At 52.8% G+C, this 25,375-nt stretch carries 20 protein-coding genes; 7 read left to right on the forward strand and 13 right to left on the reverse strand.

Translation table 11 applies throughout. The features are described from left to right. Positions 1-75 precede the first annotated feature (75 nt). Genes tsaD through tsaE form a run of 4 tightly spaced genes read right to left on the reverse strand, consistent with a single transcriptional unit; the run spans position 76 to position 3,036 of the window. On the reverse strand, positions 76-1,110 hold the full coding sequence (gene tsaD, locus NYE70_RS20645) for a tRNA (adenosine(37)-N6)-threonylcarbamoyltransferase complex transferase subunit TsaD (protein WP_341047897.1): 1,035 nt from the start codon (positions 1,108-1,110) through the stop codon (positions 76-78). Next, positions 1,104-1,619, reverse strand: coding sequence for a ribosomal protein S18-alanine N-acetyltransferase (gene rimI, locus NYE70_RS20650; RefSeq protein WP_373316826.1), 516 nt, complete (start codon positions 1,617-1,619; stop codon positions 1,104-1,106). The genes tsaD and rimI overlap by 7 nt, the downstream gene beginning before the upstream one ends. A gap of 17 nt (positions 1,620-1,636) precedes the next feature. Then, entirely contained in the window at positions 1,637-2,539 is a 903-nt protein-coding gene (gene tsaB / locus NYE70_RS20655; protein WP_341047899.1) for a tRNA (adenosine(37)-N6)-threonylcarbamoyltransferase complex dimerization subunit type 1 TsaB, read from the reverse strand. Between the two features lie 2 nt (positions 2,540-2,541). Beyond that, positions 2,542-3,036: a tRNA (adenosine(37)-N6)-threonylcarbamoyltransferase complex ATPase subunit type 1 TsaE gene (tsaE, locus tag NYE70_RS20660; protein ID WP_341047901.1), complete on the reverse strand. Its 495-nt coding sequence runs from the start codon at positions 3,034-3,036 to the stop codon at positions 2,542-2,544. Positions 3,037-3,244: 208 nt separating this feature from the next. Here tsaE and ku point away from each other — a divergent pair, with 208 nt between their 5' ends. Then, positions 3,245-4,273 (forward strand): non-homologous end joining protein Ku, encoded by a 1,029-nt coding sequence (ku, locus tag NYE70_RS20665; protein ID WP_341047903.1) that lies wholly within the window; start codon positions 3,245-3,247, stop codon positions 4,271-4,273. Between the two features lie 16 nt (positions 4,274-4,289). On the opposite strand, the gene NYE70_RS20670 is transcribed toward ku, so the two are convergent. Beyond that, positions 4,290-5,237, reverse strand: a complete 948-nt coding sequence (locus NYE70_RS20670) for an ATP-dependent DNA ligase (protein WP_341047905.1) — start codon at positions 5,235-5,237, stop codon at positions 4,290-4,292. 126 nt (positions 5,238-5,363) lie between these two features. Between NYE70_RS20670 and ligD the strand changes: the two genes are divergently transcribed. Next, positions 5,364-6,266 (forward strand): non-homologous end-joining DNA ligase, encoded by a 903-nt coding sequence (gene ligD / locus NYE70_RS20675; protein ID WP_341047907.1) that lies wholly within the window; start codon positions 5,364-5,366, stop codon positions 6,264-6,266. A gap of 32 nt (positions 6,267-6,298) precedes the next feature. Here the strand turns inward: ligD and cls are convergent, their stop codons facing one another. Next, a complete protein-coding gene (gene cls, locus NYE70_RS20680) occupies positions 6,299-7,729 on the reverse strand; it encodes a cardiolipin synthase (RefSeq protein ID WP_341047908.1) in 1,431 nt (476 codons plus the stop codon). Between the two features lie 177 nt (positions 7,730-7,906). Between cls and NYE70_RS20685 the strand changes: the two genes are divergently transcribed. Together NYE70_RS20685 and NYE70_RS20690 are read left to right on the forward strand one after the other, a co-directional pair. Beyond that, entirely contained in the window at positions 7,907-8,893 is a 987-nt protein-coding gene (locus tag NYE70_RS20685) for a M23 family metallopeptidase (RefSeq protein WP_244861572.1), read from the forward strand. Positions 8,894-8,939: 46 nt separating this feature from the next. Then, on the forward strand, positions 8,940-9,356 hold the full coding sequence (locus tag NYE70_RS20690; protein ID WP_211021636.1) for a bactofilin family protein: 417 nt from the start codon (positions 8,940-8,942) through the stop codon (positions 9,354-9,356). Between the two features lie 89 nt (positions 9,357-9,445). Here the strand turns inward: NYE70_RS20690 and NYE70_RS20695 are convergent, their stop codons facing one another. Together NYE70_RS20695 and NYE70_RS20700 are read right to left on the reverse strand one after the other, a co-directional pair. After that, positions 9,446-10,225: an ABC transporter permease gene (locus tag NYE70_RS20695; RefSeq protein ID WP_211021635.1), complete on the reverse strand. Its 780-nt coding sequence runs from the start codon at positions 10,223-10,225 to the stop codon at positions 9,446-9,448. Next, positions 10,218-11,129, reverse strand: coding sequence for an ABC transporter ATP-binding protein (locus NYE70_RS20700; RefSeq protein WP_341047911.1), 912 nt, complete (start codon positions 11,127-11,129; stop codon positions 10,218-10,220). The genes NYE70_RS20695 and NYE70_RS20700 overlap by 8 nt, the downstream gene beginning before the upstream one ends. 243 nt (positions 11,130-11,372) lie before the next feature. Here NYE70_RS20700 and NYE70_RS20705 point away from each other — a divergent pair, with 243 nt between their 5' ends. Beyond that, positions 11,373-12,044, forward strand: coding sequence for a hypothetical protein (locus NYE70_RS20705; protein WP_290408265.1), 672 nt, complete (start codon positions 11,373-11,375; stop codon positions 12,042-12,044). A gap of 704 nt (positions 12,045-12,748) precedes the next feature. Here NYE70_RS20705 and gltB read toward each other — a convergent pair. From gltB to NYE70_RS20720, 3 genes are all read right to left on the reverse strand, one after another. Beyond that, positions 12,749-17,344, reverse strand: coding sequence for a glutamate synthase large subunit (gene gltB, locus NYE70_RS20710; RefSeq protein ID WP_341047913.1), 4,596 nt, complete (start codon positions 17,342-17,344; stop codon positions 12,749-12,751). A 237-nt stretch (positions 17,345-17,581) separates the two neighbouring features. Further along, complete coding sequence (locus NYE70_RS20715) at positions 17,582-19,762, reverse strand: YhgE/Pip domain-containing protein (protein WP_341047915.1); 2,181 nt, start codon at positions 19,760-19,762, stop codon at positions 17,582-17,584. 77 nt (positions 19,763-19,839) lie between these two features. After that, complete coding sequence (locus NYE70_RS20720; RefSeq protein WP_211021631.1) at positions 19,840-20,418, reverse strand: TetR/AcrR family transcriptional regulator; 579 nt, start codon at positions 20,416-20,418, stop codon at positions 19,840-19,842. A 289-nt stretch (positions 20,419-20,707) separates the two neighbouring features. On the opposite strand from NYE70_RS20720, the gene NYE70_RS20725 reads away from it, so the two are divergent. Next, positions 20,708-21,904: an MGDG synthase family glycosyltransferase gene (locus NYE70_RS20725; RefSeq protein WP_341047916.1), complete on the forward strand. Its 1,197-nt coding sequence runs from the start codon at positions 20,708-20,710 to the stop codon at positions 21,902-21,904. Here the strand turns inward: NYE70_RS20725 and NYE70_RS20730 are convergent. Next, complete coding sequence (locus tag NYE70_RS20730; protein WP_211021629.1) at positions 21,895-22,722, reverse strand: cell wall hydrolase; 828 nt, start codon at positions 22,720-22,722, stop codon at positions 21,895-21,897. The two genes, NYE70_RS20725 and NYE70_RS20730, sit on opposite strands and share 10 nt — an antisense overlap. Positions 22,723-22,897: 175 nt before the next feature. Then, the gene (thpR, locus tag NYE70_RS20735; protein WP_341047917.1) at positions 22,898-23,482 is read right to left on the reverse strand and encodes an RNA 2',3'-cyclic phosphodiesterase; all 585 of its coding nucleotides are present in this window, start codon (positions 23,480-23,482) and stop codon (positions 22,898-22,900) included. Positions 23,483-23,633: 151 nt separating this feature from the next. Here thpR and NYE70_RS20740 point away from each other — a divergent pair, with 151 nt between their 5' ends. Then, positions 23,634-25,328, forward strand: coding sequence for a methyl-accepting chemotaxis protein (locus NYE70_RS20740; protein WP_341047918.1), 1,695 nt, complete (start codon positions 23,634-23,636; stop codon positions 25,326-25,328). The last annotated feature ends 47 nt before the right edge of the window (positions 25,329-25,375 follow it).

Here is a 25,375-nt window from a genome sequence, read left to right on the forward strand (position 1 = left end):
GAATGTCATGGACAGCATATGTCTCATGACCCTTCCCGGGATGCGGCCTTGTTGCAGTTTATCCAACTTTATCTATTAACCTTCTTTGACCGACCAGGACTCCAAAGAGAGGGACGGTTCCGCTTTGAGTTCCAGATTCGAAAACTCGCCGTTCTTCCATTTCAGATAAGCGGCCGCACCAATCATCGCCGCATTATCGGTGCAATAGTTCAGCGGCGGAATCGACAGCGGAATCCCTTCCTTGTCGCAGCGCTGGCTCAAAGCCGCGCGCAGACCGCGGTTGGCGGCCACCCCGCCGCAGAGCAGAAGCTGGACGGCTCGGGTTGATTTAACCGCACGGATCGCCTTTTCAACGACCACATCGATGACGGATTCCTGGAATCCGCGAGCAATCGCGGCTTCGAATCCTTCCTCCCCGCGCATCCGGTGCCGGTTCACCGCATTCAGCACGGCGGACTTCAGCCCGCTGAAGCTGAAATCATAGGAATCCGGCTCCAGCCAGGCGCGCGGAAGCTCCTCCGCCTCATCCGACTCCATCGCAAGTTTATCGACATGCGGTCCTCCGGGATAAGGGAATCCCAGCGCCCGGGCGACTTTGTCATAAGCTTCGCCTACGGCGTCGTCCCGGGTGCGGCCGATCAGTTCGAAACGGCCCTCACGCTCCATATGCACCAGCTCCGTATGTCCGCCGGACACGACCAGAGCCAGGCAAGGATAATGGATCTCGCCCACTAGGCGGTTCGCGTAAATATGTCCGGCGATATGATGGGTGCCGATCAGCGGCTTGTCCAACGCAAAAGCAAGACTCTTGGCGGCCATGATGCCGACGAGCAGCGCTCCGACTAGACCGGGGCCTTCGGTCACCGCTACAGCGGACAACTGACCTGGAGATATCCCGGCCTGTTTCACCGCCTCCTCCAGCATCAACGTAATACTCTCAACGTGTTTGCGGGAAGCCACCTCCGGAACGACGCCCCCAAACGCTTTGTGGGTTTCGATCTGGCTGGCGATCAGATTGGACAGCACCTCGGTTCCGTTCTTGACAACGGCGGCCGAAGTCTCGTCACAGCTGGTCTCCACCGCAAGTATATAGCAATCCTGATTCAGCAATTTTGTTCGCTTCCTTCCTCTTCTCCGCTCCCGTTTTCTAATTCCGGCAGCTCGCACCACATGATGATAGCATCCTCATTATTATCCGAATAATAGCCCTTGCGTACACCGGCAGGAACAAACCCCAGTTTGGCATACAGCGATTGAGCCACCCGGTTGGTGGCCCGTACCTCGAGGGTCATGCGCTCCATACCCAGTTCCATGGCCCATTCCATAATCCGCCGAAGCAGCAGTTCTCCCAAATGCCGTCCGCGGTAAGCGGTCCGGACAGCGATATTCGTAATATGCGCTTCATCCACAATCGTCCACATCCCGGCATAACCGACCGGTTGGCCGTCGACATCCAGGATCATATAACGGGCGAAATGGTTTAACGTCAACTCATTGCGAAAAGCTTCTTCACTCCACGGCAGCGTAAACGATTCATGCTCGATGACCATAATATCCGGAATATCTTCCAGCTTCATCGTCCGAAACTGCACGCGCCCGGCATCTGCCTCTCTCCACATGTCCATCGCCGTTCCCCCTATCGCTCGCGCAGCCGCTTGGCTTCGGCCTCGGCCAGCTGGGTATAGTTCGGCTCCAGCGCATGCACATCGTCTCCGCCGCGCAGACCGGCCCGGCGGGTGCCGGTCAATCCGATCCAAGTCCCCTCAAGCTCATAGGGGATCAGATGCAGCGCATCGCCGAGCAAGGGGCGAAGCGCCTCCGCCGCAGGCTCATGCAGCGCCGTTTCGCCCACAAACCATACGCCGGAGGGACGATCCTCCGGCGCGAGCGCCTCCAGCAGGCCGGACAGCTGCTCCGTCCAGACCGACATGAGCCGGATTCCATCCGGCTCAAGACGCTCCGGCATCATGCCGGCCTCCGCGCCGAACAGCGCGGTATACGCTTGCGCGCGCCGCGCGTCTACCAGCGGGACAATCCAGTGCCCGCTGCCGCCGCTTGAGCCTTCCTTCGCTTGAGGCTCGCGTGTGCTGTCAGCCGCCTGGCCTGGAGCATCTTCCCGCAGAGTTCCGCTTGGCCCGGCGCTAAGCGCACGGCCCAGCTCGGCCGCATCCTGCGCCGTTCCCCGGGCCCATCCGCCCAAGGCGATCGCCTCCAGGCTCGAGACGCCATATACCGGCAGGCTCAGCGCCCAAGCCAGCGTTTTCGCCGTTGTAACGGCGATCCGGGCGCCGGTATAAGAGCCCGGACCTACCCCGACGGCGATCCCGTCCAGCTCCGCCTTAGCGACTCCCGCAGCGGCCAAAGCTTCCCCGATCGCTTCAACCAGATAAGCCGAATGGTTCCGCTCGGCGTGAATATTGCGCTCAGCCAGCACTTTGCCGTTCTCCATAACCGCTACCGCCAGGGAAGAGGTTGATGTATCAAACGCCAAAATCCGCCCCTGCGCCCGGTCTCCATTCCGTTCATGTTCTTGGTTCATATTCAAAGGACTCCATTCTCTCTCAAGGTGTTGATCCAGGCCTCATAAGGCTGTCCGCAGCCTTTTAAATAAAAGGTACGCTCCGTCCCCTCGCCCGATTCTATGTAAATGTACAGCACTTCCGGGGGCAAAAGGTCTTCAATAATGCTCGCCCATTCCACCAAGGTAACGCCACGGCCGTAAAAATATTCATCCAGCCCAAGCTCCTCGGCATCCTCCAGCGACAACCGGTACACATCCATATGATAAAAAGGCAGCCTGCCCTCATATTCCTTAATCAGCGTGAACGTCGGACTGTTGACCGTATCCTTCACTTCCAAATGTTTGGCGAACCGCTGCGAAAAGGCCGTCTTTCCCGCCCCCAGGTCACCATCCAATGCGATCACCGTTCCGGGAGAGGAATTTCCGGCCAAATAAGCGGCTAGCTTGTCCGTATCGTCCAGATCGGCCGCCTTAAATGCATAACCTGAAGATGCTTTATCAAAAATCCATTCCATGGTTACCCTTCCTTCATGTCCAACAAACGTATGTCCCCATTATATCGGTCCGTCCCGGCACCCGCAACACGGAACCGTTCCTCCGTCTGCCATCCCGCACCTATGAACCCAGTCGGCTCTATAGTTTATTAAAATAGTTTTTTATCCATACTAATGAGAAAAGGCAACCGGCAGCATCCGCTGTCCGGCGAAAGGAGTCCACCGACAGATGCATACGGTTTGGAAAGGGGCAATCAGCTTCGGGCTTGTCCATGTTCCGGTCAAAATGTTCTCCGCTACCGAGGACAAAGATATTTCCATGAAATATATTCATAAGGAATGCGGCAGCCCGATCTCTTATGTCCGGCGCTGTCCGTCCTGCGACGTGGATGTGAATTGGGAGGAAATTTCCCGCGGCTACGAATACGAAAAGGGAAAATACGTCCTGTTTGAAAAAGAGGAGCTGGAGCAGTTGTCCGCCAGATCCGAAAGAACGATCACCATTCTTGACTTTGTGGACCTGGAAGACATCGACCCGATCTATTTTCAAAAAACGTACTATTTATCGCCCGACCAGGCCGGATCAAACGCCTACCAGCTCCTGCTGGAGGCAATGAAGCAATCGGGGAAGATCGGAATCGCGAAAATCGCCATCCGTTCCAAAAGCAGTCTGGCGGCGATTCGCGTCATGGAGGGGTGCCTCGCGGTTGAAACGATATTTTACCCGGATGAAATCCGTCCGATCAGCCAGGTGCCGAATCTCCCCGAGAACATCACGATCAACGACAAGGAACTGACGATGGCTAAGCTGCTTATCGAACAGCTGTCCACCCCGTTTGAGCCGGAGAAATACAATGATGATTATAGGGACAATCTCCTGCAGTTGATCGAGCAAAAGGTTGCCGGGGAAGAAATCAGCCTGGCACCGGCCAAGCCGGAGAACAATGTGATCGATCTGATGGCCGCGCTCCAGGCCAGTATCGAGGCGGTCAAGCCCGTGGCGGCCATTACGACCGATCCCGGCCCAAGCAAAGCCAAACGGACCCGGGGCGCCTCGGCGGCTTCGGGAAGCGGCAGCAAAAAAGGAAAAGCCGCTGCGGGTGCAGCAGCGGGGACCGGTGCGGACACCGAAACCGGGAGAGCCGGTGCCAAATCTGGATCCGGGGCAAATGATGCCGGTACAAGTGCAGCGGAAACTGTCACCGTTCCGAAGCCCAAGCGCAAGAGCACCAAGACTGCCAAGAAGACGATTTCCTGACCTCGCCATTGACCCGTTAAATGCTTTGCGCCAATACACAAGCCTCCGGCGGCATATTGCTCCATCCCTGAATGACGGGATGCCGCATCGTGCCCCCGGGGGTCCACTCCAAAAACTGCACCTTTACGGTAAGCTGCGGTTTAACCCACTCCGCCCCCTTGATCCGCTCGGGAGTATTGATAAACGGACGTCCGGATATCCGCAACTGCGGCACCATTTCCGTCAACCGGGTCCATTCTCCGATCTTCCATTTACCCGTGCCCGCATGGCCAATATATATAAACCTTCCTTCAGCATCATACACGCCCAGCAGCAGCGCATTCACCCTGCCATCCCGGTGGGTTACTCCCCCTATTGCCGCATGCAGGTCATGAGCCAGCTTGAGCTTGCACCAGCGCCCGTCCTTTCCGCCGATCCGGTATGTACTGTCCAGTTGCTTGCAAACGATCCCTTCCCAGCCCTGCTGTTTCATCACCGCGAACAGGCTTTCGGCCTCCGCTACATTAGGGACGAGTTGAAGTCTCTCATGGGGAGTGATAATCTCCCGCATAAGCTGCTGCCTTTCCTTCAGCGGGCGCCCGGTAACCCACTCTCCGTCGCAATATAGAATATCGAATATCATATATATTGCCGGAACCCGCGAAACCGCAAAGCGGATTTCCTGATCCCGCCGCAAGCTGTCGCGCCGCATCACTTCATGGAACGAAGGCTTCCCGCCGGCGATCGCAATCATTTCTCCATCCAGAATCACCGAGTTCGCGCTGCAATAAGCCGGAACATCGGTAAATTCCGGGTACTGCTTGGTCCGCTCATTCCCTTTCCGGTTAATCAGACGAACCTCTCGTCCATCATAATAGGTAAGCATCCGGACTCCGTCCCATTTTACCTGTGCAATCCACTGGTCGCCCGTTGGAATGTCATGGGCCCGGACCGGTTCAAACGGAATTACCGGCTCCAATTCCATGTGCTGCCCCTCCTTTGCCGGATGTATCTTTTCCAAGTCTACCCCTAGCAATGGATCGTCATTCCGGGCAAGACTTATAGTTTTATCGAATCGGGCAAGGATAATATTGAAGGGAGGGGGTTCTTAATGCCCCGCAGTATCAAAGGAAGTATTGTTATTGAAGGCGAAGAGGTACCCGTGAGCAACCCCGACAAGCTGCTGTGGCCGGAGGCCGGGATCACCAAAATGATGTATTTGCAAAAACTCGCGGAGCTTTCGCCTTATTTGCTGCGTTATTGCCGGAACCGGCTGTTGACGACGATCCGCTACCCCGGGGGAATTCATAGCAAGTTTTTCTATCAAAAAAACGCCCCGGATCCCCTGCCTCCATTCGTTCAGACCTCCGTCCATGACGGCATCCGTTATGTGGTGCTGGACAGTCTGCCCGCGCTGCTTTGGCTCGGAAATCTGGCGGCGATCGAATTTCACCCGTCGCTCCATTATGTCGGCGAACAACTGCCTTGCGAATGGATGATCGACCTGGATCCTTCCCTGGAGGAGGAGCCCCGGATCATGGAGGCCGCATTCTATGTAGGGGAAATCCTCGGCTCCCTGGGCCTGTCTTCCGTTCCGAAGACGTCGGGGGCAACGGGCGTACAGATCATCGTTCCGATCCAATACGGCGTTACGTTCGATGACCTCCGTCTGATCGGCCATTTCGTAGCCCGCTACGTGACGGAGAAACACCCCGGCCTCTTTACGATAGAGCGGCTTAAAAAGGACCGGGGCGACAAAATTTATTTCGATTATCTTCAGCATTATGCGGGAAAGACGCTTGCCGCGCCTTATACTCCCCGAGCTCGTCAGGCTGCCAGCGTCTCCACTCCGCTAACTTGGGAAGAAGTGCAGCGCAGTCCGGCTCCGTCCGACTATCATCTCCTCAATATCGGCGACCGCTTAAAAGAAAAAGGCGATTTGCTTGAGACGGTTGCTCCGCAATCCGTTGAGATGATCCTGCAGCATTTGCGGCAGCCGGGCGGGAAGAAGTAGCCCGCCGCGGCGCGCAATCCTGCGCGCCACCCTTACAGCAGAGGGGAAAGCAGTCTGGCCAGCATTTCCGCCCCTTTTTGCCGGCGGGAACGCCGGGCAAATTCCCGCGGCACGATCATGCGGCTATCCGTCAAATCCTCTTCAAAATCCCGCGACAGCCGGGAAATGGAATTCCGGTCAAACAGCAATGCCGTCATCTCGAAATTGTAGAAAAAGCTGCGCATATCCATGTTGGCCGTACCGACCGAAGCGAGCAGATCGTCCATGATCAGCACTTTGGCATGTACAAAACCTTTGGTGTATTCATAAAATTGGACGCCCGCCTGCATCAGTTCCTCCACGTAAGAGAGCGAGGCCAGCTTTACCAGCCGGCTGTCGGATTGATAAGGAATAATCACCTTGACCTCAACCCCGCTGACCGCCGCAGTCTTTAGCCCGGCATAAATGCTGGGATCGGGAATAAAGTACGGCGATGTAATCCAGATCCGCCGCTTAGCAACGGAAATGGCGCCAAAGCACATTTCCTGAAGCGCATTCCAATGCTGGTCCGGGCCGCTGGTCAAAATTTGGACCTGCTCATTCCCCCGGCAGCTGTGCTCCGGGAACAGCTCCGGATCGCTAACACGTTGTCCCGAGGCAAGCCTCCAGTCTCCGAGGAACGTATTTTGCAGGAAGTAAACGGCATCCCCTTTGATCTGCAGATGCGTATCGCGCCAATAGCCCATTTTTTCATACAGACCAAGATAGTCGTCTCCTACATTCAGTCCGCCCACAAATCCGACGGTTCCGTCGATTACGATAATCTTCCGGTGATTTCTGTAGTTCACGCGCCGGTCCAAGGTCGCGATCAACGGCGGTAAAAAGAAAAACACCTCTACCCCAGCCTCTTCGAGCTTCCGCACGAATGAACGAGGCAGTTTATAGCTTCCGAGACCGTCGCAAATCAGCCGGACCTGTACTCCTTCCCGCGCTTTACGAATCATCATTTCCTGGAACTGCGTGCCGATACCGTCGTTTCGGAAAATATAAAATTCGATATGTATATGATCCTTGGCTTTTTCCATCTCCGACAGCATGGCATGAAAGGCTTTTTCGCCATTATTAAATACCTGCGTCTCATTACAACCCGTAATCGGGCTTTCGGAAAGATGGGTCAACAGGCTGAACAATCGTTCATGGCCCTCAAATTCCCGGTTGTGCATCTCTCCGATATCATTTACGATCTCCGACTGCTGCCAAAGCCGGGCCTTCATCTCCTGAAACAAACGAGATCCTCGGCGGCGCAGCTTTCTCCGCTTCTTGTAGTCCTGGGCCACGAAATAATAGAGAATAAACCCGACCAGCGGAACCGCGAAGAGGATGAACATCCAGGCAATCGCCTTGCTGGGACTGCGGAATTCCAGCACAAGAATCGTAGCGATCTGAAAAATAAAAGCAAACAAAACTATAACCAGCCAAGCCATTACCCTCACCCTTCCCTTCAATCAGCATTAACCATCCTGCTAAGAAATTATTCATCAGGGGCACAGACAGATATATCAGACAAGACACTTTTTTTGACATGATTTAAGAGTCATAGGAATAGATAAATTATAGAAAGCTTGCATTTGCGATCTCATATTGAGAGGAAAGGAGACGCCATGAAAACCGCCAGCATAGGCTTACCCAACCCCCATCGGATGACCTTGCTTGTCCTCCGGGATGCGAACCAGCCCGTCAAACAGCTCCATGTATCCAAGCCGCTGGTTATAGCCGTTCCGCTGATCGCCCTGTTATCCATCTCCGGCCTTATCATCAGCCTGCAAATTCAGTCCAGTCAAACGATCAGCAAGCTGGAGAAGCAGATTCAGAGCCAGGACCTTCGTTTTGAAGCCGTCGTAACCGACAAAGACGCTGCGATCGAACGGCTGCAGAACGAAGTCATCGCTCTATCCGGGCAGTCCCAGGAGATGATGAACCGGATGGAACGGGTAACCGAGCTTGAAACCGAGCTGCAAAAGTTCATCGACAAATACGGGGGCGGCGAGGAACTCGGAAGGTTGTCCTCCATGTCATTGGACGAGGATGATTCGCTTGGAGTCGGCGGCGAATTTATCGCGGTTCACGAGAACGAAATCGAACAATTGGCCTTGGATACGAAGGATCAATTTACGGAAATGAGCGCTTTGCTTGATGAAATGGAGAAGAACGTGCCGGTCACCCTGAAAAAAGCCAGGCAAACCCAATATACGCTCTCGGGCACCCCTACGGAATGGCCGACATTGTCCAAGCGCTTGACTTCCAACTTCGGCTATCGCACCGATCCGTTCACGGGACGGGCCTCTTTTCATGCCGGGGTCGATATTGCCGGAAAAATCGGAGACCCCGTCTACGCGGCCGGAGCCGGCAAGGTGATCACCGCCGCCAAAGACAGTTCCCACGGCAAATACATCGTCGTTGAACATCCCGGAGGTCTTCAGAGCTGGTATCTTCATCTCAGCAAAATCAGCATTTCCGAAGGGGATACCGTGACCAAGGGACAACGAATAGGCAGTTTGGGCAACACGGGCCGCAGCACCGGGCCGCACCTGCATTTCGAGATCGTCAAGCAGGAAAAGGCCGTAGATCCGTTACCTTATTTGGAGTAGAGTAGACCAATTAATATTACCAAGTTGATGGAGGATGAAATCGCTTATGTTCAAGGATAATAAATCGCCGGTAGGCACGGACACGCTTATCGGCCAGGGCAGCTCTGCCGAAGGACGGCTCGAATGCGAAGCCAATCTCCGGATCGAGGGAAAATTCAACGGAGAAATCGAATGTGTAGGTCAGGTCATTGTCGGGGAAACCGGTGAAGCCAGGTCCAACATCATAGGCGCCGACATCGTGGTAGCCGGGAAAGTTATCGGTGATATTATCAGCCACGGACGTCTGACGATTACCGGAAGCGGTCAGGTTGACGGGAATGTCAACGTCGCCAAGCTGGTTATTGTGGAAGGCGGACTGCTGAACGGCTCCAGCCAAATGGAGAAGACCTCTCCCGCCGTGCTTCCCGTTAAGGAAGGCAAAGTGAAGTCCTCCAAAAAGTCGGCGCGTCCTGAAGCGGGGTAATCACTGTGAACCTGATAAAATAAGTTCCCGCCTGCTCTTTGGAGCGAACGGGAACTTTTTGTTTCGGATGACGATTAGATTAGGATAGACTAGGCTGCAACATCTCTCTTTTTGAAAACAAACCAGGCAATGAGGAGGAACGCCAGCACATACCCGGTAAGCACGGCGGCCGAGAAGCCCAGCGTCATCCCTGCAGGTCCGACCTGCCCGCCCCGGTATTGGCCCAGGTCCATGTTGACGAACAGCATATATTTAGCCCAAGCATATCTTGTTGGATGAAACAGCATCGTAAAGATATTGCCCGCAAACAAGATGAACATCGACAAGCCGATCGCAAGGCCGCTCGTACGAAATACCGTCGACACCATAAATGCAAAGATCGTAATTACGAGCAGGTCGATATAATTGTAGAGCAAATCCTCCATGATATAGCCGAATGGCCCTCCCGAGCTTTTGGGGAACACACCGGACTGAATATCCGGAAACAACAGAAACGAAACAGCCATATTTGCCAGGAGATAGACCGCCGACATCGCCAGCGTAAACAGCAATACGGCCAACAGCTTGGATACCAATATTTTGGTCCGTGTCCATGGCCGGACAAGCAGCAATTTGATTGTGCCCCAAGTAAATTCCGCGGCCACGATATCGGCAGCAACGACTACCGAGAAAATAGAGACCAGAAAATAAAGGAACGACAATTGATCCACCGCGTCCCAGGCTCCTATCGGGGAAGAGGAACTCCCCATGTAAAACAGCACTCCGAACAGCATCATCAACAGCACCAGAATGGCGAACATGATCCAGGTCCGCAATCGGCGGTATATTTTCATGTTTTCATTTTGGACCAGCTTCAGAAAATCACCCAATATGCCCGCCTCCCGTCATTTCCAAAAATTGATCCTCCAGCGAACGGGTTACCACACGAATGCCGTATACCGATATACCCGCCATGACCAGCTTGGCATTAATCGCCGCGGCCGTACTCCGGTCAACGGCGACAATCAGGCTGCTGCCTTCAATCCGCCCCGCTCCGATCAATTCCAGCGCTTGGGCCGGATGATCCACATCAAACGCCGTTTCACGCTGACCGTCCGCAGGAGCGTCTCCGTGGTTCAACTCCCTCACGTCGATGAGCCGGCCTTGCTGAATGACCGCGACTGTATCGCACATGAGCTCCATCTCGGACAAAAGATGACTGGAAACGAATACCGTCGTCCCCTCCTCCTTCGCCAAAATCCTCAGGTAATCTCGCAGTTCGCGGATACCTTGCGGATCCAGCCCGTTCGTGGGCTCGTCCAGCACAAGCAGCTTGGGCCGGTGCAGGATCGCTTGGGCCACGCCCAGGCGCTGCCGCATCCCGAGAGAATATGTCTTCACCTTGTCGTGAATGCGATGCTGCATCCCCACACGTTCTACCGCTTCCATAATTCTCTCGCGGGTAATCCCCGGCGACATCCGGGCATAATGCACCATATTTTGATACCCGGTTAAAAATTTGTACATTTCCGGATTCTCAACGATAGCCCCGATATGGGAAACCGCCCGTTCGAAATCACTCTTTATGCTCGAGCCCTGAATCAGGATATCGCCTTGCGTTATCGACATCAATCCGACCATCATCCGGATCGTTGTCGTTTTTCCGGACCCGTTCGGTCCCAAAAATCCGTACACCTGACCCGGCGGAATATCGAGCGTCAAGTTATCGATCAGCGTCTTGGAGCCGATCTTTTTGCTGACGCCCTGTATCCGGACCACAGGTTCCTGTACCATACCTCCACTCTCCTAACCATACGCCCGCCTGTTTCGGCGTTTTCCCTATTTTACCATAGGTGGGTGGCGGGGACGAAACTGCACTTGGAATAAGGCTAGAAGAGTATAGAGGAGACTCGAGTAGAAAGTATTAATTCGAGTAGAACAGAGTGGCTTGATAGTGGTATAATTTAGCAGACGAAGAACGTCCTTTAACCATGTTGGTGAAAGGGCGTTTTTTTATTACAGGAAGAGGTGTAGAAGATGAATTTTGAAGAGGCTCATCAGGCTATGCTGGAAAGCCATATCGCTCGCAGAACAGGTGAAAGAAGAGGAAGATTGATTCGGGGACATAGCTATGCAGAGAAACTTATGCTGCAAAATGTATGGTGGCCACTTTTCGGGACATTCGAAAATTTACATCCGGAATACGAGATATATGACTGGAACAGAAAATCACAATTTCTCGACTTCGCCTTCCTTCCCCCGTTCGGTAAATTCGGGTTAGAATGCGACGGCTTTCAAAGCCACGTCAAAGACATGGACCGGGAGAAATTCTGTTACTCTCTTAATCGTGACACTTTTCTAACCGGAATGGGATGGAAGATGATTCATTTTGCTTTTGATGATATACAGAACCGCCCTGAAGTATGCCGCATGCTGCTCCAACTGGTCATCAGCCCCCATATTATACGTGTCGAAGCCTCGCAAACACTACATCCTATGGAGAAGGAAATCCTTCGGATGGCCTGGAGTTTGGGCAGAAAGATTCGTCCGAAGGATGTAACTTCACTAATGCACTTAGACTTTCGTACAGCACGCAAATGGCTTAGATCCCTAGCTGAAAAGGGTCTATTGAATCCTATACAGTACACCAATAATGGACCAGTCAACTACTATGAACTCGAGACTAGTACATACTCCTATTTAGGCTAGCTTGAGTTAATATGAGTTACATTTTGGATAATTAGCGAATGCTGGAGCTATAGTTTGTTACAACCCAAGTTAGTTGCTGCATGCGCTCTGGGGTTCTGCTTTTGGCGGTCTGGTGGGTTTGGCGGTCTGGTGGGTTTGGCGGTCTGGTGGGTTTGGTGGGTTTGGTGGGTTTGGTGGGTTTGGTGGGTTTGGTGGGTTTGGTAGGGCTGTGGGGCTGTGGGGCTGGTGGGGCTGGCTGCCCGGCAGTGACGGTATTGCAGAGTTTGGGGTCTTGCGCCTTGGCGGATCTATCCAGTCACCTTAACTGGTAACCCCAACTAATTCTCACACTTATCCGACTCCCCCTGGTTACTATTGGTATAAATTCATGACTTCTTAGTTAAGCGCTACTTACTCGTTGGATAATTTCCAATGAGATTTGCCTTGTAGCCACTCGATTAAAGTTTGGTTGGATTTTTTCCAATAAAAACATCACGATTACGTCAATTAACCCGTAATCCAAGAATATCATTGGATTTTTTCCAATGAAGGCACATTAAATTCTCTTACTTGGCAATATGATTGGATTTTTTCCAACCAAATTGAGTTCTATTAAAAAAACAAGCGGGATCACGTAAATTTGTGATCTCGCTTGTTTTGCTGCAGTCGCTGAGCGCCCGCCATCACTGGGCGCGGGCCCAGGGGCGATGGCTGCGGCGCTGGCTTTAGTTGCCCGAGCGTGCCAGTTCGCGCGTGTTGGCTTCGAACGCGGCGAGAAGGGCGGCCTCGCCCTGCAGGCCATCGTTCTCCACCTTGCGGATTTGCTCCAGCATCCGCTTGTAGTCCTTTGGAATGACGCGGACGAATTTCGGCAGCAGCTCATTCCAGTGGTCCAGCACGCGGCGTCCGGCAGCGCTATCCGTGTACAGGACATGGCGGCTGATCAGCGTCCGAAGTTCGTCGGCCTCGGCCGGGTCTTCGACCCGCTCCAGCAGCACCATCCCCTGGTTGCAGCGGCCCACGAAGTTCCCCTGCATATCCAGCACATATGCGATGCCGCCGGACATTCCGGCCGCGAAGTTTCGGCCTGTGCCGCCAAGGACGACGACGCGCCCGCCGGTCATGTACTCGCAGCCGTGGTCGCCTACCCCTTCGACCACGATGCTCGCGCCGGAGTTGCGGACTGCGAATCGTTCGCCGGCGATGCCGCGAATGTAGGCTTCCCCGCCGGTCGCCCCGTAGAACGAAGTGTTTCCGACGATGACGTTCTCCTCGGCAGCAAACGTAGCCTGCGGCGACGGCTTTACGATGACCTTGCCGCCCGACAAGCCTTTGCCGGTGTAGTCATTGGCATCGCCCTCCACCGTCAGCGTCATGCCCCTTGGCACGAAGGCGCCGAAGCTTTGCCCGGCCGATCCCTCGAACCGGAACGTGATCGTATCCTCCGGCAAGCCGGCCGCGCCGTAAAGGCGCGTCACTTCGCTGCCGAGGATCGTACCCGTTGCCCGGTTCACGTTGCAGATCGGCAGCACCGCGCTAACGGCTTCGCCGCGCTCCAAGGCCGGAGCCGCCAGGCCAAGAAGATGCGTGAGATCCAGCGTCTCTTCCAGGCCGTGGTTTTGCTGCCGCGTGCAGTACCGGCTAGTTCCTTCCGGTACCGCTGGCATGTGCAGCAACGGAGCCAGATCGACACCTTGTTTCTTCCAATGGTCGATCGCTTTCAACGTATCCAGGCAATCGGTACGGCCGATCATTTCCTCCAGGCTGCGGAAGCCGAGCTCGGACATCCACTCGCGAAGATCTTCGGCGACAAAGGTCATGAAATTGACGACATGCTGAGGATCGCCCATGAAATTTTTGCGCAGTTCCGGATTTTGCGTCGCCACGCCGACCGGACAGGTATCCAGCTGGCAGACCCGCATCATGATGCATCCGACGGCGACGAGCGGTGCGGTGGAGAAGCCGTATTCCTCGGCGCCCAGCAGAGCCGCGACCGCTAGATCCCGGCCGGTGAGCATTTTGCCGTCCGTCTCCAACACGACCCGGTCGCGCAGGTTATTAAGCATCAGCGTCTGATGCGTCTCAGCAAGGCCAAGCTCCCAAGGTAAACCTGCATGGCGGATCGAGCTTTGCGGCGATGCCCCGGTTCCCCCGTCGTAGCCGCTGATAAGAATCACGTCTGCGCGCCCTTTGGCCACGCCGGCTGCGATCGTACCGACGCCCGCTTCGGATACCAGCTTCACGTTGATGCGGGCCCTCGGGTTTGCATTTTTAAGATCGAAGATTAATTCAGCCAAATCCTCAATTGAGTAGATGTCATGATGCGGCGGCGGGGAAATCAGGCCCACGCCCGGCGTAGAACCGCGAACCTCGGCGATCCATGGGTAAACCTTCTTCCCCGGAAGCTGACCGCCTTCACCCGGTTTAGCCCCCTGCGCCATTTTGATCTGGATCTCATCGGCATTAACCAGATAGTGGGAAGTAACCCCGAACCGGCCCGAAGCAACCTGTTTGATAGCGCTGCGGCGCAAATCGCCGTTCGCGTCAGGAATATAACGGGATGGATCCTCTCCACCCTCACCGGTATTGCTCTTGCCGCCGATTCGGTTCATCGCAATGGCAATCGTCTCATGCGCTTCTTTGCTAATAGATCCGAAGGACATAGCCCCGGTTTTGAAACGGCGCATGATCGATGCGGCCGATTCCACTTCTTCCAGCGGCACCTTCGGTCCGATCGACTTCAGATCAAGCAGCGAACGCAGTGTCAAGTGTTTTTCATTTTCCCCTTGAACGAGGGATGAGAATTTTTTGTACAGGCCATAATCTCCGGTGCGTACCGACTGCTGTAGCACGTGAACGGTTTGCGGATTGAACAGATGCTCCTCCCCGTCGCTGCGCCACTGATATTCCCCGATCGAATCCAGCACTTTGTCGCTGCCGTCCTGTTGAGAGAAAGCCCGGAAGTGGTCGCTCAGCGTTTCCTTGGCTACGCCCTCGAGACCGATTCCTCCGATCCGGGACGGCGTCCAGGTGAAGTAGCGGTCCACAAAATCTTCCCGCAGGCCGACAGCTTCAAAAATCTGCGCTCCCCGATACGATTGGATCGTGGAGATGCCCATTTTGGACAAAGTCTTCACAACGCCCTTCATAGCCGCCTTAATGAAGTTACTTACTGCCTTTTGAGGCGAAATCCCTTGCAGCATGCCCTGATCGATCATATCCGCCAGCGTTTCGAAGGCAAGATACGGATTTACGGCGCTCACGCCGTATCCGAGCAGCAGCGCGAAATGATGCACTTCCCGCGGTTCGCCGGACTCCAGCAAAATGCTGACCTTCGTGCGCGTCTTTTCCCGGATCAAGTGATGGTGCAATGAAGAGACAGCGAGCAGCGCAGGGATTGCAGCGTTCTCGGTATCGACACCGCGGTCCGACAAGATCAGAAGGTTATGGCCTTCCGCGATCACGCGGTCGGCCGCTTCGCATAGCGAATCCAGAGCCTGACGGAGCCCTTCAGCACCTTGCCCAGCCGGAAACAGAATCGGAAGGGTCGTCGCCTTGAATCCCGGACGGCGGATATGGCGAAGTTTGGCCAAATCCTCATTCGAGAGAATCGGAGATTCTAGCCGAATTTGACGGCAGCTCTCCGGCTCCGGCAACAGAAGATTCCGTTCCGGTCCGATCATGGTCGCCGTGGAGGTTACGAGTTCCTCACGGATCGCATCCATCGGCGGGTTCGTCACCTGGGCGAACATTTGCTTGAAGTAGTTGTAAAGCCGTTGCGGCCGGTCCGACAGTACGGCGAGCGGAGCATCGTATCCCATGGAGACGAGACCTTCCTCGCCCGTCAGTGCCATCGGCTCAAGCACTTTGCGCAAATCCTCAAAACTGTATCCGAATGCCATCTGTCGAAGCACAATATTCTCAAGCTGCTCCTCCGGAAGCTCCGGAGCTTCCGGAAGGTCTTCAAGCAAGATCCGGTGCTCTTCCAGCCACTCGCGGTACGGATTTTCCTTGGCGATCGACGCTTTAACCTCCTCGTCCGAAACGATCCGTCCTTCTTTCGTATCGACGAGGAGCATGCGTCCAGGTCGCAACCGATCCTTATACAGAACATCTTCCACAGGAATGTCCAATACGCCTACCTCGGAGGAAAGTATGATGAGATCGTCCTTAGTCACGTAATAACGGGCAGGTCTGAGTCCGTTCCGGTCAAGCATTGCTCCGATCTGAATCCCGTCGGTGAAGCCCATCGCCGCCGGCCCGTCCCATGGCTCCATCAATGAGCTATGATATTCATAGAATGCCTTTTTGTCCTCATCCATTTCGGCATGGTTGTTCCATGGCTCCGGCACCATCATCATGGCGACATGCGGGAGAGAACGGCCGCTCAGATACAGAAACTCAAACGTATTGTCGAACATGGCGGTATCGGAACCGTCCGGATTAATGACCGGCTTCACCTTTTCAAGATCGCTGCCGAAGGCTTCCGTTTCGAACAGCGCCTGCCGGGCATGCATCCAGTTCACGTTGCCGCGCAACGTATTGATTTCACCATTATGAATCATGAAGCGATACGGATGCGCCCGTTCCCAGCTCGGGAACGTATTCGTACTGAAGCGCGAGTGAACCAGGGCGATGGCTGATTCCAGACTCTCCTCTTTCAGATCGACATAGAACTGGCCGACCTGCTCCGTCGTAAGCATTCCTTTATATACGACTTTACGGCAGGACATGCTGGACACGTAAAAAGCATCCCCTCCTTCCGCACCGCCATAACGGATAGCCAGCTCCGCCCGGCGCCGGATGACGTATAGCTTCCGTTCAAAATCCAGGTCATTCACCAGATTATTGCTGCGGCTAATAAATACTTGCCTTACGAAAGGTTTGGCCTCTCTAGCCGATTTCCCTAGCATATCGTCCCGTGTCGGAACGGTCCGAAATCCGAGCACGGTCTGCCCCTCTTCTTCCACGATCCGCGTCAATTCGGCCTCTTGTTCGCTACGAAGCGCATCGTCATGCGGCATAAACAGCATCCCTACTCCGTACTGCCCGGCTTCCGGAAGAATGTACCCGAGTTTCTCTGTTTCCGCGGCCAAAAAGCGGTGCGGGATTTGCAGTAATATACCTGCGCCGTCACCGGAATTCGGTTCACTTCCCTGCCCTCCGCGATGCTCCATATTGCTCAACATCGTAAGCGCCTGGCTGACGATCTCATGCGAAGCCTTGCCTTTAATATGGGCTACAAACCCCATCCCGCAGGCGTCTTTTTCTAAGGCAGGATCGTATAGTCCCTGCTTTTGTGGTATCATTGTGTGCTTCATATTCAGCGCAACCTTTCTATAAATAAAGTGAGTCACCTTATAAACAACGGGTTTTATTTAGTATTTTTATTCTACCGGAAAACGCGTCCGCTGTTTTTGCACTATTTTCTCTTTCTTTTGCACAAATGCTTAAAAAGTTTTTACAAAGAAATAGACTTCAATAAAAAGAACCTGCAAAACCTCATTAAGAGGTCTTGCAGGTTCTTAGATTAAACTATGAATTTCTTAAGCTTAAGTTTAGGCGTTCAGACTCGCTTCCGTGCTTACATCCTCACTGTGTTTATGCGTGACAAAGTAGAGAAGCGTAATCGCCAGGAAGACGACGCCGAAGCCCGCCAGTACGCCAAGCTGCTGCCAAGCGTGACTGAAATCGCCCGTAGAAACAACCGCTTTGTAGCCGCTGACGCTGTACGTCATTGGAAGAATCGGGTTGAAGACTTTCATCCAGTTAGGGATCAATTCCAGCGGGAATGTTCCTGCACTTGTGGTCAATTGGAAGATCAGAATCAGGATCGCCAGGAAGCGGCCCGGATTCTCAAGCCATGTGACCAAAGCCTGAATGATAAACATAAAGCACAAGCTAGTAATGAAGCTGAACAGATAGAACATTGGAACGCTTTGAACTTTAAGTCCCAAGCCATACAGAGTCAGTCCCGATGCGAGCAGCGATTGCACCAAGCTCATGCCGGTAAACGCAAGGGCCCGGCTGACAAACCGGTTCCAACCGGTGGCGTCCTCTACCGAAGTTCCGCGAAGCGGAACGACCAGCGTCGAGATCAACGCTCCGACGAACAGACCGAGGGACAGGAAGTAAGGAGCGAAACCTGTACCATAGTTCGGCACTTCGTTCACTTTTTGCTCGTTTACTTCAACAGGTTGGGCATACATATTTACAAGCTTATCGGTCTTCTTAACACCGGAGGTTTGATCGGCAGCTTCATTCAGCTTGCTTGCCAGCTCTCCGGAGCCTTCAGTCAGTTTATCCATTCCGTTCTTGAGCTCGCCTGCGCCTGCATCCAATTGCTTGGAACCGTCTGCCAGAGTTTGCACTCCGCCGGACACTTGGCCCATGCCGCCTTCGATTTGCTTGGCACCCGTGCTCAGCTTGCCTGCACCGGCTGCCAGCTGTTCGCCGCCTGTTGCCGCTTCGGCCAATTTACCGCCGAATTGCTTCAGCCCGCCAGCCAATTGCTCTTGGCCTGCGGTCAACTGGGTAGCACCTTGGGCGAGTTGCTTCTGCCCTTGCGCCAACTGCTGGCTGCCTTGCAGCAATTGCTGTTGAGCGCTGTGTAAGTCCTTACTGCCTTGCAACAGCTGCTGCTGGCCTTGCTGCACTTGTTCGCTGCCTTGAGCCACAGCTTTGCTGGCTGCGAGCAGTTGCTGAACAGTCGGATTTTCCGCCAGCTCAGGGCTTGCTTTAGTAAGCTGCTCCAAGCCTTGGGCCACCCCTTTCGCTCCTTCAGCCACTTTAGTGCTGCCTTGAAGCGATGACTCGAGGCCCGTTACCAGTTTGGAGCTGCCTTCTTCAGAAGCGGTGAGACCCGCTTGAAGCTTATCGGCTCCTTGAACGGAAGCATCCAATCCATTTTTCAACTGCACGCCGCCCTCATGGGCTTTTATAGCTCCGCTTTCCAGTTGTTTTTCCGCTGCGGACAATTGATTTAGACCACTTGCCAATGTAGATGCCCCGGTCTTCAGATCCGCAGCTCCCTTACTAAGCGAGCTGGCTCCTTCTTGAAGCGGAGCGATGCCGTTACTGAGTTCGATTGTACCGGCCGCCAGCTTGGCAAGGTTCTCTTTCAATGTTTTAGCGCCTGTATCGAGTTGAACGGCTCCATCATTAATGGTGCTTGCACCGTCGCCTGCATCGTTCAAGCCGCCGGAAATTTTCTCAACCTGATCGAACAGGGTTTCCGTATAGGCTTCCGTTACTTTAGCGGAAACTTTAGCCTTGATTTCTTTTACCGCCGTACCGCCGATTTGGGCAGCCAGGAAGTTATAGCCTTCGTTTGGTTCATAAATGATTTGTGCCGGCTGAGGATTTTCATCCATCAGCGTCGTTGCCTGCGAAGAGAAGTTATCCGGAATTACAATCGTCATGTAATACTCATTGGAGTCCATCCCTTTTTCCGCTTCTTCACGGGTAACGAACCGCCACGAAAAGTCATTTCCCTTCTTCAACTCATCCACCAGTTCCTTACCGACCTGAAGCGATTTCCCTTCATATTCAGCGCCCGTGTCCTGATTAACTACCGCAACGGGAATCTCATCCATTTTGCCGTAAGGATCCCAAAACGCCGCAAGGAACATTCCGCTATACAGCACGGGAATAAACAGTACGACGATAATCGGGATAATTACTTTTGGCTTTTTGAAGGATGCAGCCAAGTCCTTGAAAAACACCGACATTGATTTCATATTCGTTTTCTCTCCTTGTATCCTCTGATGTCTAATTTCTATTTTTTTGCAGTCCAGGCTCCTTCAAGGCCCGGGTCCTATGCCAGTGAAAGACCACCCGACAAAAATCGGCGAGTAAATTCCTTGATCTGCTCTTTGCTCAAAGGATCGTGAATCTTGTTCCAATCCGACGTCAACGCGATGTAAAGCTTTAAGAGGACAAATGAGACAACCTTCGGATCAAGACCGTTAATCTCCCCTCGCCCCGCCGCGCGATCCACTTGCTTTTCCAAATAGCCCAGAATCGCATGTTCAATCTTCTCCAGCCCCTCCCGGGCCTGCGGTGTCCCAAAATCACGGACTTCCTGAAACAGTTTGATCAACAGCTCATGCTCGGCTCTGTATTCAAGCAGCGAATCCATACTTTGATACAGGTTTTCGAAAAAAGGTCTGTCTTCCCGGACTTCCCGTTCCGCAATCCGCTTCATATCCAGGATGACCGAGCGGAGAATCTCGTCAAAGAGCTCCTCCTTGTTAGTGAAAAATGTGTAGATCGTCCCCTTGGCAACATTAGCGATCTTCGCCACGTGGTCCATCGTCGTTGCCTTATATCCGAACAACGCGAAGGATTTCTCCGCTGCCTCGATGACTTGTTTGCGGCGATCTACCACAGCCATTTCGAGCACCTCCTTTTACGTCAAATGCCTTGCTCTCAAGAAAATGACTAAAATTCAATTTCGGTCATTTGGTCAATCAACACTTTATCACGTCTAATTCCACTTTGCAAGATGTTTTTTCAGGAAATTTCAAAGTGACTTACATCATACTTTGTAAGAAGGTCGCCCCGACTAAAGTCCAGCTTCAGACCAGTCCGCAGGCTCTTTTTTCCAAGCCGTAAAAAAAATAAACTGAAGTTACGAGTGAAATAATCTCTTCGCAATTTCAGATTATGAAAAGGGTGATCTTATGCCGTTCAAAAGAGTGCTGATCCTATCGGAAGGGTTTGGCAGCGGCCATACCCAGGCGGCTCATGCGCTTGCGGCCGGATTGCAGAAAGTGGATCCGCATATACAGGCCAAGGTGCTGGAGCTCGGTTCGGTGCTGAATCCTACGCTTGCCCCCTGGATTCTATCCGCTTACCGGATCACAGTAACGACTAGCCCTGCGCTTGTTGGCCTGTTTTATCGCAAAAAATACGAAAAGCCGGTCGGACGGCTTACCCGGCTGGCGCTCCATAAATTGTTTTATAATCATGCCGCCGGGGTGATCAGACAGATGGAGCCGGACTTGATTATTTGTACGCACCCGATTCCCGGCGCCATAATATCGAGGCTGAAGGCTTCAGGGCTGGATATCCCTCTGTATACGCTGATTACGGATTATGATGCCCATGGATCATGGATCAGTCCGGAAGTTGACCGCTATTTTGTCTCAACTCCCGAAGTCCGGAGCCTGCTGATCCAACGCGGTGTAAAACCGGCCGCCATTCAGGTTTCCGGCATTCCCGTTCATCCCGAATTCTGGATCCGGCAGGACAAAGCTTCCGTAAGGCGCGAGCTTGGACTCAAAAATATCCCGACCGTACTCATTATGGGCGGCGGTTGGGGCATTCTGAAAGATGAGTTAATCGAAAGATTATCTCAATGGAAAAAGAATGTCCAAATTGTCTGCTGCATGGGCAGCAACGAGAAGCTGGTAGCTAAACTGCGTAATCATCCCGGGCTTCAGCACTCCAATATCAGGGTGCTTGCCTACACCCGTGAAATCAGCAAATGGATGGACGCCTCTGATCTGCTAATTACCAAACCCGGTGGTATGACTTGTACGGAAGGGTTGGCCAAGGGTATACCTATGCTGTTCTATGAATGCATTCCCGGCCAGGAGGATAAGAACCGCGATTATTTTATAAAAATAGGTTGCGGAAATGAACTGACCTCCACAGAAATTTTGGATTTCTGGTTCGCCAAAATAAGCAGTGACCGCACAGCTTACACCGGCAGTTATACCGAGCTCCGTCGAAGTCCGGACACTTCCTTTTACCGACCTGACCTTTGCGCCAGAAATATCGCCGATCTGCTGGAAGACCCCGCGGAATCCTCGCTTGCTCTGGAACTGAGCAGACAGGCGGTAGGCCAAGCGGTAAATTATCATGACTATTTATAAAAAGTATGATTTCCGATTACTTTCGCTTTATCCTTTGTCCGGGCAATCGTGAGATCTTTAGCCAGTTTCAGCGACAAGAAATAATAGGTATCGTCCGATACCTCTCTTCGTCCGTTCAATGCTTCATTCACGGCATGAATCGTGTCCTCATTCGGGCTAACTCTCTTTAATCTTCCGTTCCGAACAGGGCTGAATTGAGATTTTTGATATATAACTTCCTTTATGGTATCGGGATAATTAGCGGACCGCAGCCGGTTTAAGACAACGTTGGCGACTGCCACCTTGCCTTCGTACGGTTCGCCCTCTGCTTCCGCCATAACGATTTTTTGGAGGAGAAGCAGTTCTTCCTCGCCCAAAGCGTAGCTCCATGTAGCGTCTTCCTTGTCTTCATGGTTTAGCAGCTTTGTGCGCGTGAAGAATAATTGGTCGGGGGGATGGTTCTTGTCCGGGGGAGCAGGCTCCGTTATTTTTGGCTCAAGCGCCTGTTTGCGCAGCCAAATCTGCTCTGCCAGCAGTTCATTATGCTCCGAGCGGCTTATGCCGAAATCAGTTTGCTGGATTTTTATTTCAAGAGTCGTTAAATTCGGGAGGATCGGCTTGCCAAGCCTCTCTCCCTGGATCGATATCGCATGATGCTGCTGCAACGGAGGTGCGGAGATGATAAGTTTTGTTTCTGGATTCACAGGCATTGCAGAAAGATTGCGGTTCCCTGTTCTCTCCTTCCCCAAGTTTTGCTGAAGCAGACAAATCGCACCAAGACTAACCAAAATGGCTCCTATTAGGAGCGCGACGTAACGGCTTTGCCGAAAAATATACATAATAGACCTCCTACCCGACATTTCTCTCTAGTAAATGGCTCTTCTTTCCGAAGAACTTTACGCATGATGATATATTCTTTCATCTATGTAACCGAAAAAAAGACGTTTGAATAACAAAAAAATGTTTTTTTCAACAAAATAAGCCTTCCGAAGGACGGAAGACTCAAGATTATTACTATGATAAAAGTGAAATTCTACCCACTTCTTCATACATAGGCGATTTATTCATCCGAGTTCGGTAAACGACGATGGCGTCTGCGGTCCAGCTTCCGAATTCGGTTGGAGATCCGGTTCCGGCTAATTGCTCCGGCGAGAGGCGGCGATCTTCAGCATATTTTCGCGCCAGAGTGATATGCGGGCTATAAGGACGGTCCTCCGGGATAAAGCCCAGTTTCCGATTGCCCTCCGCCACGGCGCTCTGCAGCGCCTTAAGATGTTCCATGTCCCCTTCCACCCCTGCCCAAAGGACTCGGGGGTTCGAAGCACGTCCAAAAAAACCTACTTCCCTGGCATTTAATTCAAATGCTTTTTGGCCCTCCGTAATGCTTTCCAGGTTTGCTTGAAGGTCATTGATCCGGGTCGGCGATATATCTCCGAGAAATTGGACGGTAATATGATAGTCCGCCGGATGAACCCATTTCGCGAAGGCCAGATCGCTTTTGCGCGTTTCGGTCCAAGCAGATAATGCCTCCTTTATGGACTTAGGAAGGGGTACAGCAATGAAAACCCTCCAGGAATCGATAATTTTTGACACAAACATCGCCTCACTTGTCACAATTTATATGAAAATTCACTATTTTGTCACACTTTGAATGATTAAGCTAATAAATTCTCAAAACATTACTACTATATAATGTGATTTAGACTTCACACCTTGTACAACAGCAACCTATTATGATTGGGGAATGAGTATGGGATTCGCTAGAAAAATAACTGCCGGCATTATCGGGGTGCTCCTGCTTGTGAGCGCACTCATCGGCTTCTTCAGCTACCAGACGGCCTACAGACAAGTGGAAGAGTCTGTCGGAATCGAAACGGTAGGCTGTGCCAACATCACGACTGGCCTTGTGGATCCTGGAATCATCGAACGACTCGCTAACGGGGATACTTCCGATCTTGGAGCCCTGGAGGAACGTTTAAACTGGACCGTAAACCACAAATCGCTCTTCAAGGAAGTGTTTATTCTTTCTTTGGACGGTAAAATCCTGGCCGCGGATCAAAATTTGAAACAGCGCGGATATAAAGCCGGAGACGATTTTTACTTCAGCGAAGATGATCGCGATATGATTATGCACAGCAAGCATTCCGTTTATACAAAAATCTACACCTATGATGGCGTTGGGCTTCTGACAGGCTACGGTCCGATTTATAAAGACCATGACCCGACCAAAGAAATCGTCGGCCTGATGGCGATTAACTTCGATGCCTCCATCATTCATGAGCGGGTTTGGGATATCATTGCCCTACCTTTTATTATTGGAGGAGCAGTGTTCCTGCTGGCTATCGTTGCCGTCTATCTCTTTATTCACCGGATGATACGTCCGATCGAGCAATTATCGAAACAGGTCAACCTGGTCGCCCAAGGCAACTTGACCGTAGAGCCACTATCTATCTCCAGCAAAGATGAAGTGGGAACCTTATCTCGGGATTTTGGCAACATGACGGTACAATTACGCCAGTTGATTACCGAGGTAAATGAAACATCCATGCAGGTCGCCTCCTCTTCCCAGGAACTGTCTGCCAGTGCCGAGGAAACCGGAAAGGCCAGCGAGCAAACGGTATACATAATTCAAGAGCTGGCTGAAGGCGCGGAGAAACAGCTGCAAAATCTGGAGCAAAGCTCGGCAGCCCTTCAGGAAATGTCCGCTTTTATCAGCCAGATCGTAAATACGGCCGACCATGTATCGGAGGAAGCCCGAATTTCCGCTGAAGCCGCCAAGGATGGTGGAACCTCCATCCAGCTTGGCGTTAAGCAAATGAATACAATTGAAGACAAGATCGTAAGCCTCTCCTCCAACATAGGACAGCTAAGCAGTCATTCGAGGGAAATTCAGAATATTCTCGACATCATAACAGAGATTGCAGCAGAAACAAACCTGCTTGCGATCAATGCCGCCATCGAGGCCGCCCGGGCCGGCGAGCATGGCAGCGGCTTTGCGGTCGTCGCTTCCTCCGTCCGGAAGCTCGCCGAGCGGTCCGCGGACTCGGCCAAACAGATCGCCTCACTCATTAACTTTATTATTAAACAAATGGAAGCGACCGCGGATACCATGGAAGAGGCAACTCTTGAAGTGAAGCTTGGGACCGAGCTTGTTGTAAACGCAGGGAACTCCTTCCTTGAAATTCAACAATCGACCAAGAATTCCGCCGAAGCCGTTGAAAATGTCAGCGAAACGGTTCGTCAATTGTCCGTGAACTCCAAAGTGCTGGTGGAAGCAATGGAGCAGCTTGTAAACGTGGCTAACGGAACTGTCGACGGAACCCAGACCATGTCCGCGGCTTCCGAGGAACAACTTGCCGCCATGCAGGAAGTCGATGCTTCCGCTACCTTCCTCTCCGATCTATCGGAAAGGCTGCACACTTTGATCGACCGCTTTAAAGTCTAATACGCGGCACTGATCGCAATACGCCCCTCATCCTAAGGATGAGGGGC

This window comes from Paenibacillus sp. FSL R5-0407, from assembly GCF_038009185.1.
Taxonomy (GTDB): Bacteria; Bacillota; Bacilli; order Paenibacillales; family Paenibacillaceae; genus Fontibacillus; species Fontibacillus vini.

Coding starts and splice junctions, on each gene's coding strand:
- gltB (WP_341047913.1), bottom strand. CDS start 17,344: ATGAAGCACACAATGATACCACAAAAGCAGGGACTATACGATCCTGCC.
- NYE70_RS20685 (WP_244861572.1), top strand. CDS start 7,907: ATGAAAACCGCCAGCATAGGCTTACCCAACCCCCATCGGATGACCTTG.
- ku (WP_341047903.1), top strand. CDS start 3,245: ATGCATACGGTTTGGAAAGGGGCAATCAGCTTCGGGCTTGTCCATGTT.
- rimI (WP_373316826.1), bottom strand. CDS start 1,619: ATGTGGAGAGAGGCAGATGCCGGGCGCGTGCAGTTTCGGACGATGAAG.
- NYE70_RS20705 (WP_290408265.1), top strand. CDS start 11,373: ATGAATTTTGAAGAGGCTCATCAGGCTATGCTGGAAAGCCATATCGCT.
- cls (WP_341047908.1), bottom strand. CDS start 7,729: ATGGCTTGGCTGGTTATAGTTTTGTTTGCTTTTATTTTTCAGATCGCT.
- NYE70_RS20715 (WP_341047915.1), bottom strand. CDS start 19,762: ATGAAATCAATGTCGGTGTTTTTCAAGGACTTGGCTGCATCCTTCAAA.
- NYE70_RS20730 (WP_211021629.1), bottom strand. CDS start 22,722: ATGTATATTTTTCGGCAAAGCCGTTACGTCGCGCTCCTAATAGGAGCC.
- NYE70_RS20720 (WP_211021631.1), bottom strand. CDS start 20,418: ATGGCTGTGGTAGATCGCCGCAAACAAGTCATCGAGGCAGCGGAGAAA.
- NYE70_RS20690 (WP_211021636.1), top strand. CDS start 8,940: ATGTTCAAGGATAATAAATCGCCGGTAGGCACGGACACGCTTATCGGC.
- NYE70_RS20700 (WP_341047911.1), bottom strand. CDS start 11,129: ATGGTACAGGAACCTGTGGTCCGGATACAGGGCGTCAGCAAAAAGATC.
- tsaE (WP_341047901.1), bottom strand. CDS start 3,036: ATGGAATGGATTTTTGATAAAGCATCTTCAGGTTATGCATTTAAGGCG.
- ligD (WP_341047907.1), top strand. CDS start 5,364: ATGCCCCGCAGTATCAAAGGAAGTATTGTTATTGAAGGCGAAGAGGTA.
- thpR (WP_341047917.1), bottom strand. CDS start 23,482: ATGTTTGTGTCAAAAATTATCGATTCCTGGAGGGTTTTCATTGCTGTA.
- NYE70_RS20725 (WP_341047916.1), top strand. CDS start 20,708: ATGCCGTTCAAAAGAGTGCTGATCCTATCGGAAGGGTTTGGCAGCGGC.
- NYE70_RS20740 (WP_341047918.1), top strand. CDS start 23,634: ATGGGATTCGCTAGAAAAATAACTGCCGGCATTATCGGGGTGCTCCTG.
- NYE70_RS20670 (WP_341047905.1), bottom strand. CDS start 5,237: ATGGAATTGGAGCCGGTAATTCCGTTTGAACCGGTCCGGGCCCATGAC.
- tsaB (WP_341047899.1), bottom strand. CDS start 2,539: ATGAACCAAGAACATGAACGGAATGGAGACCGGGCGCAGGGGCGGATT.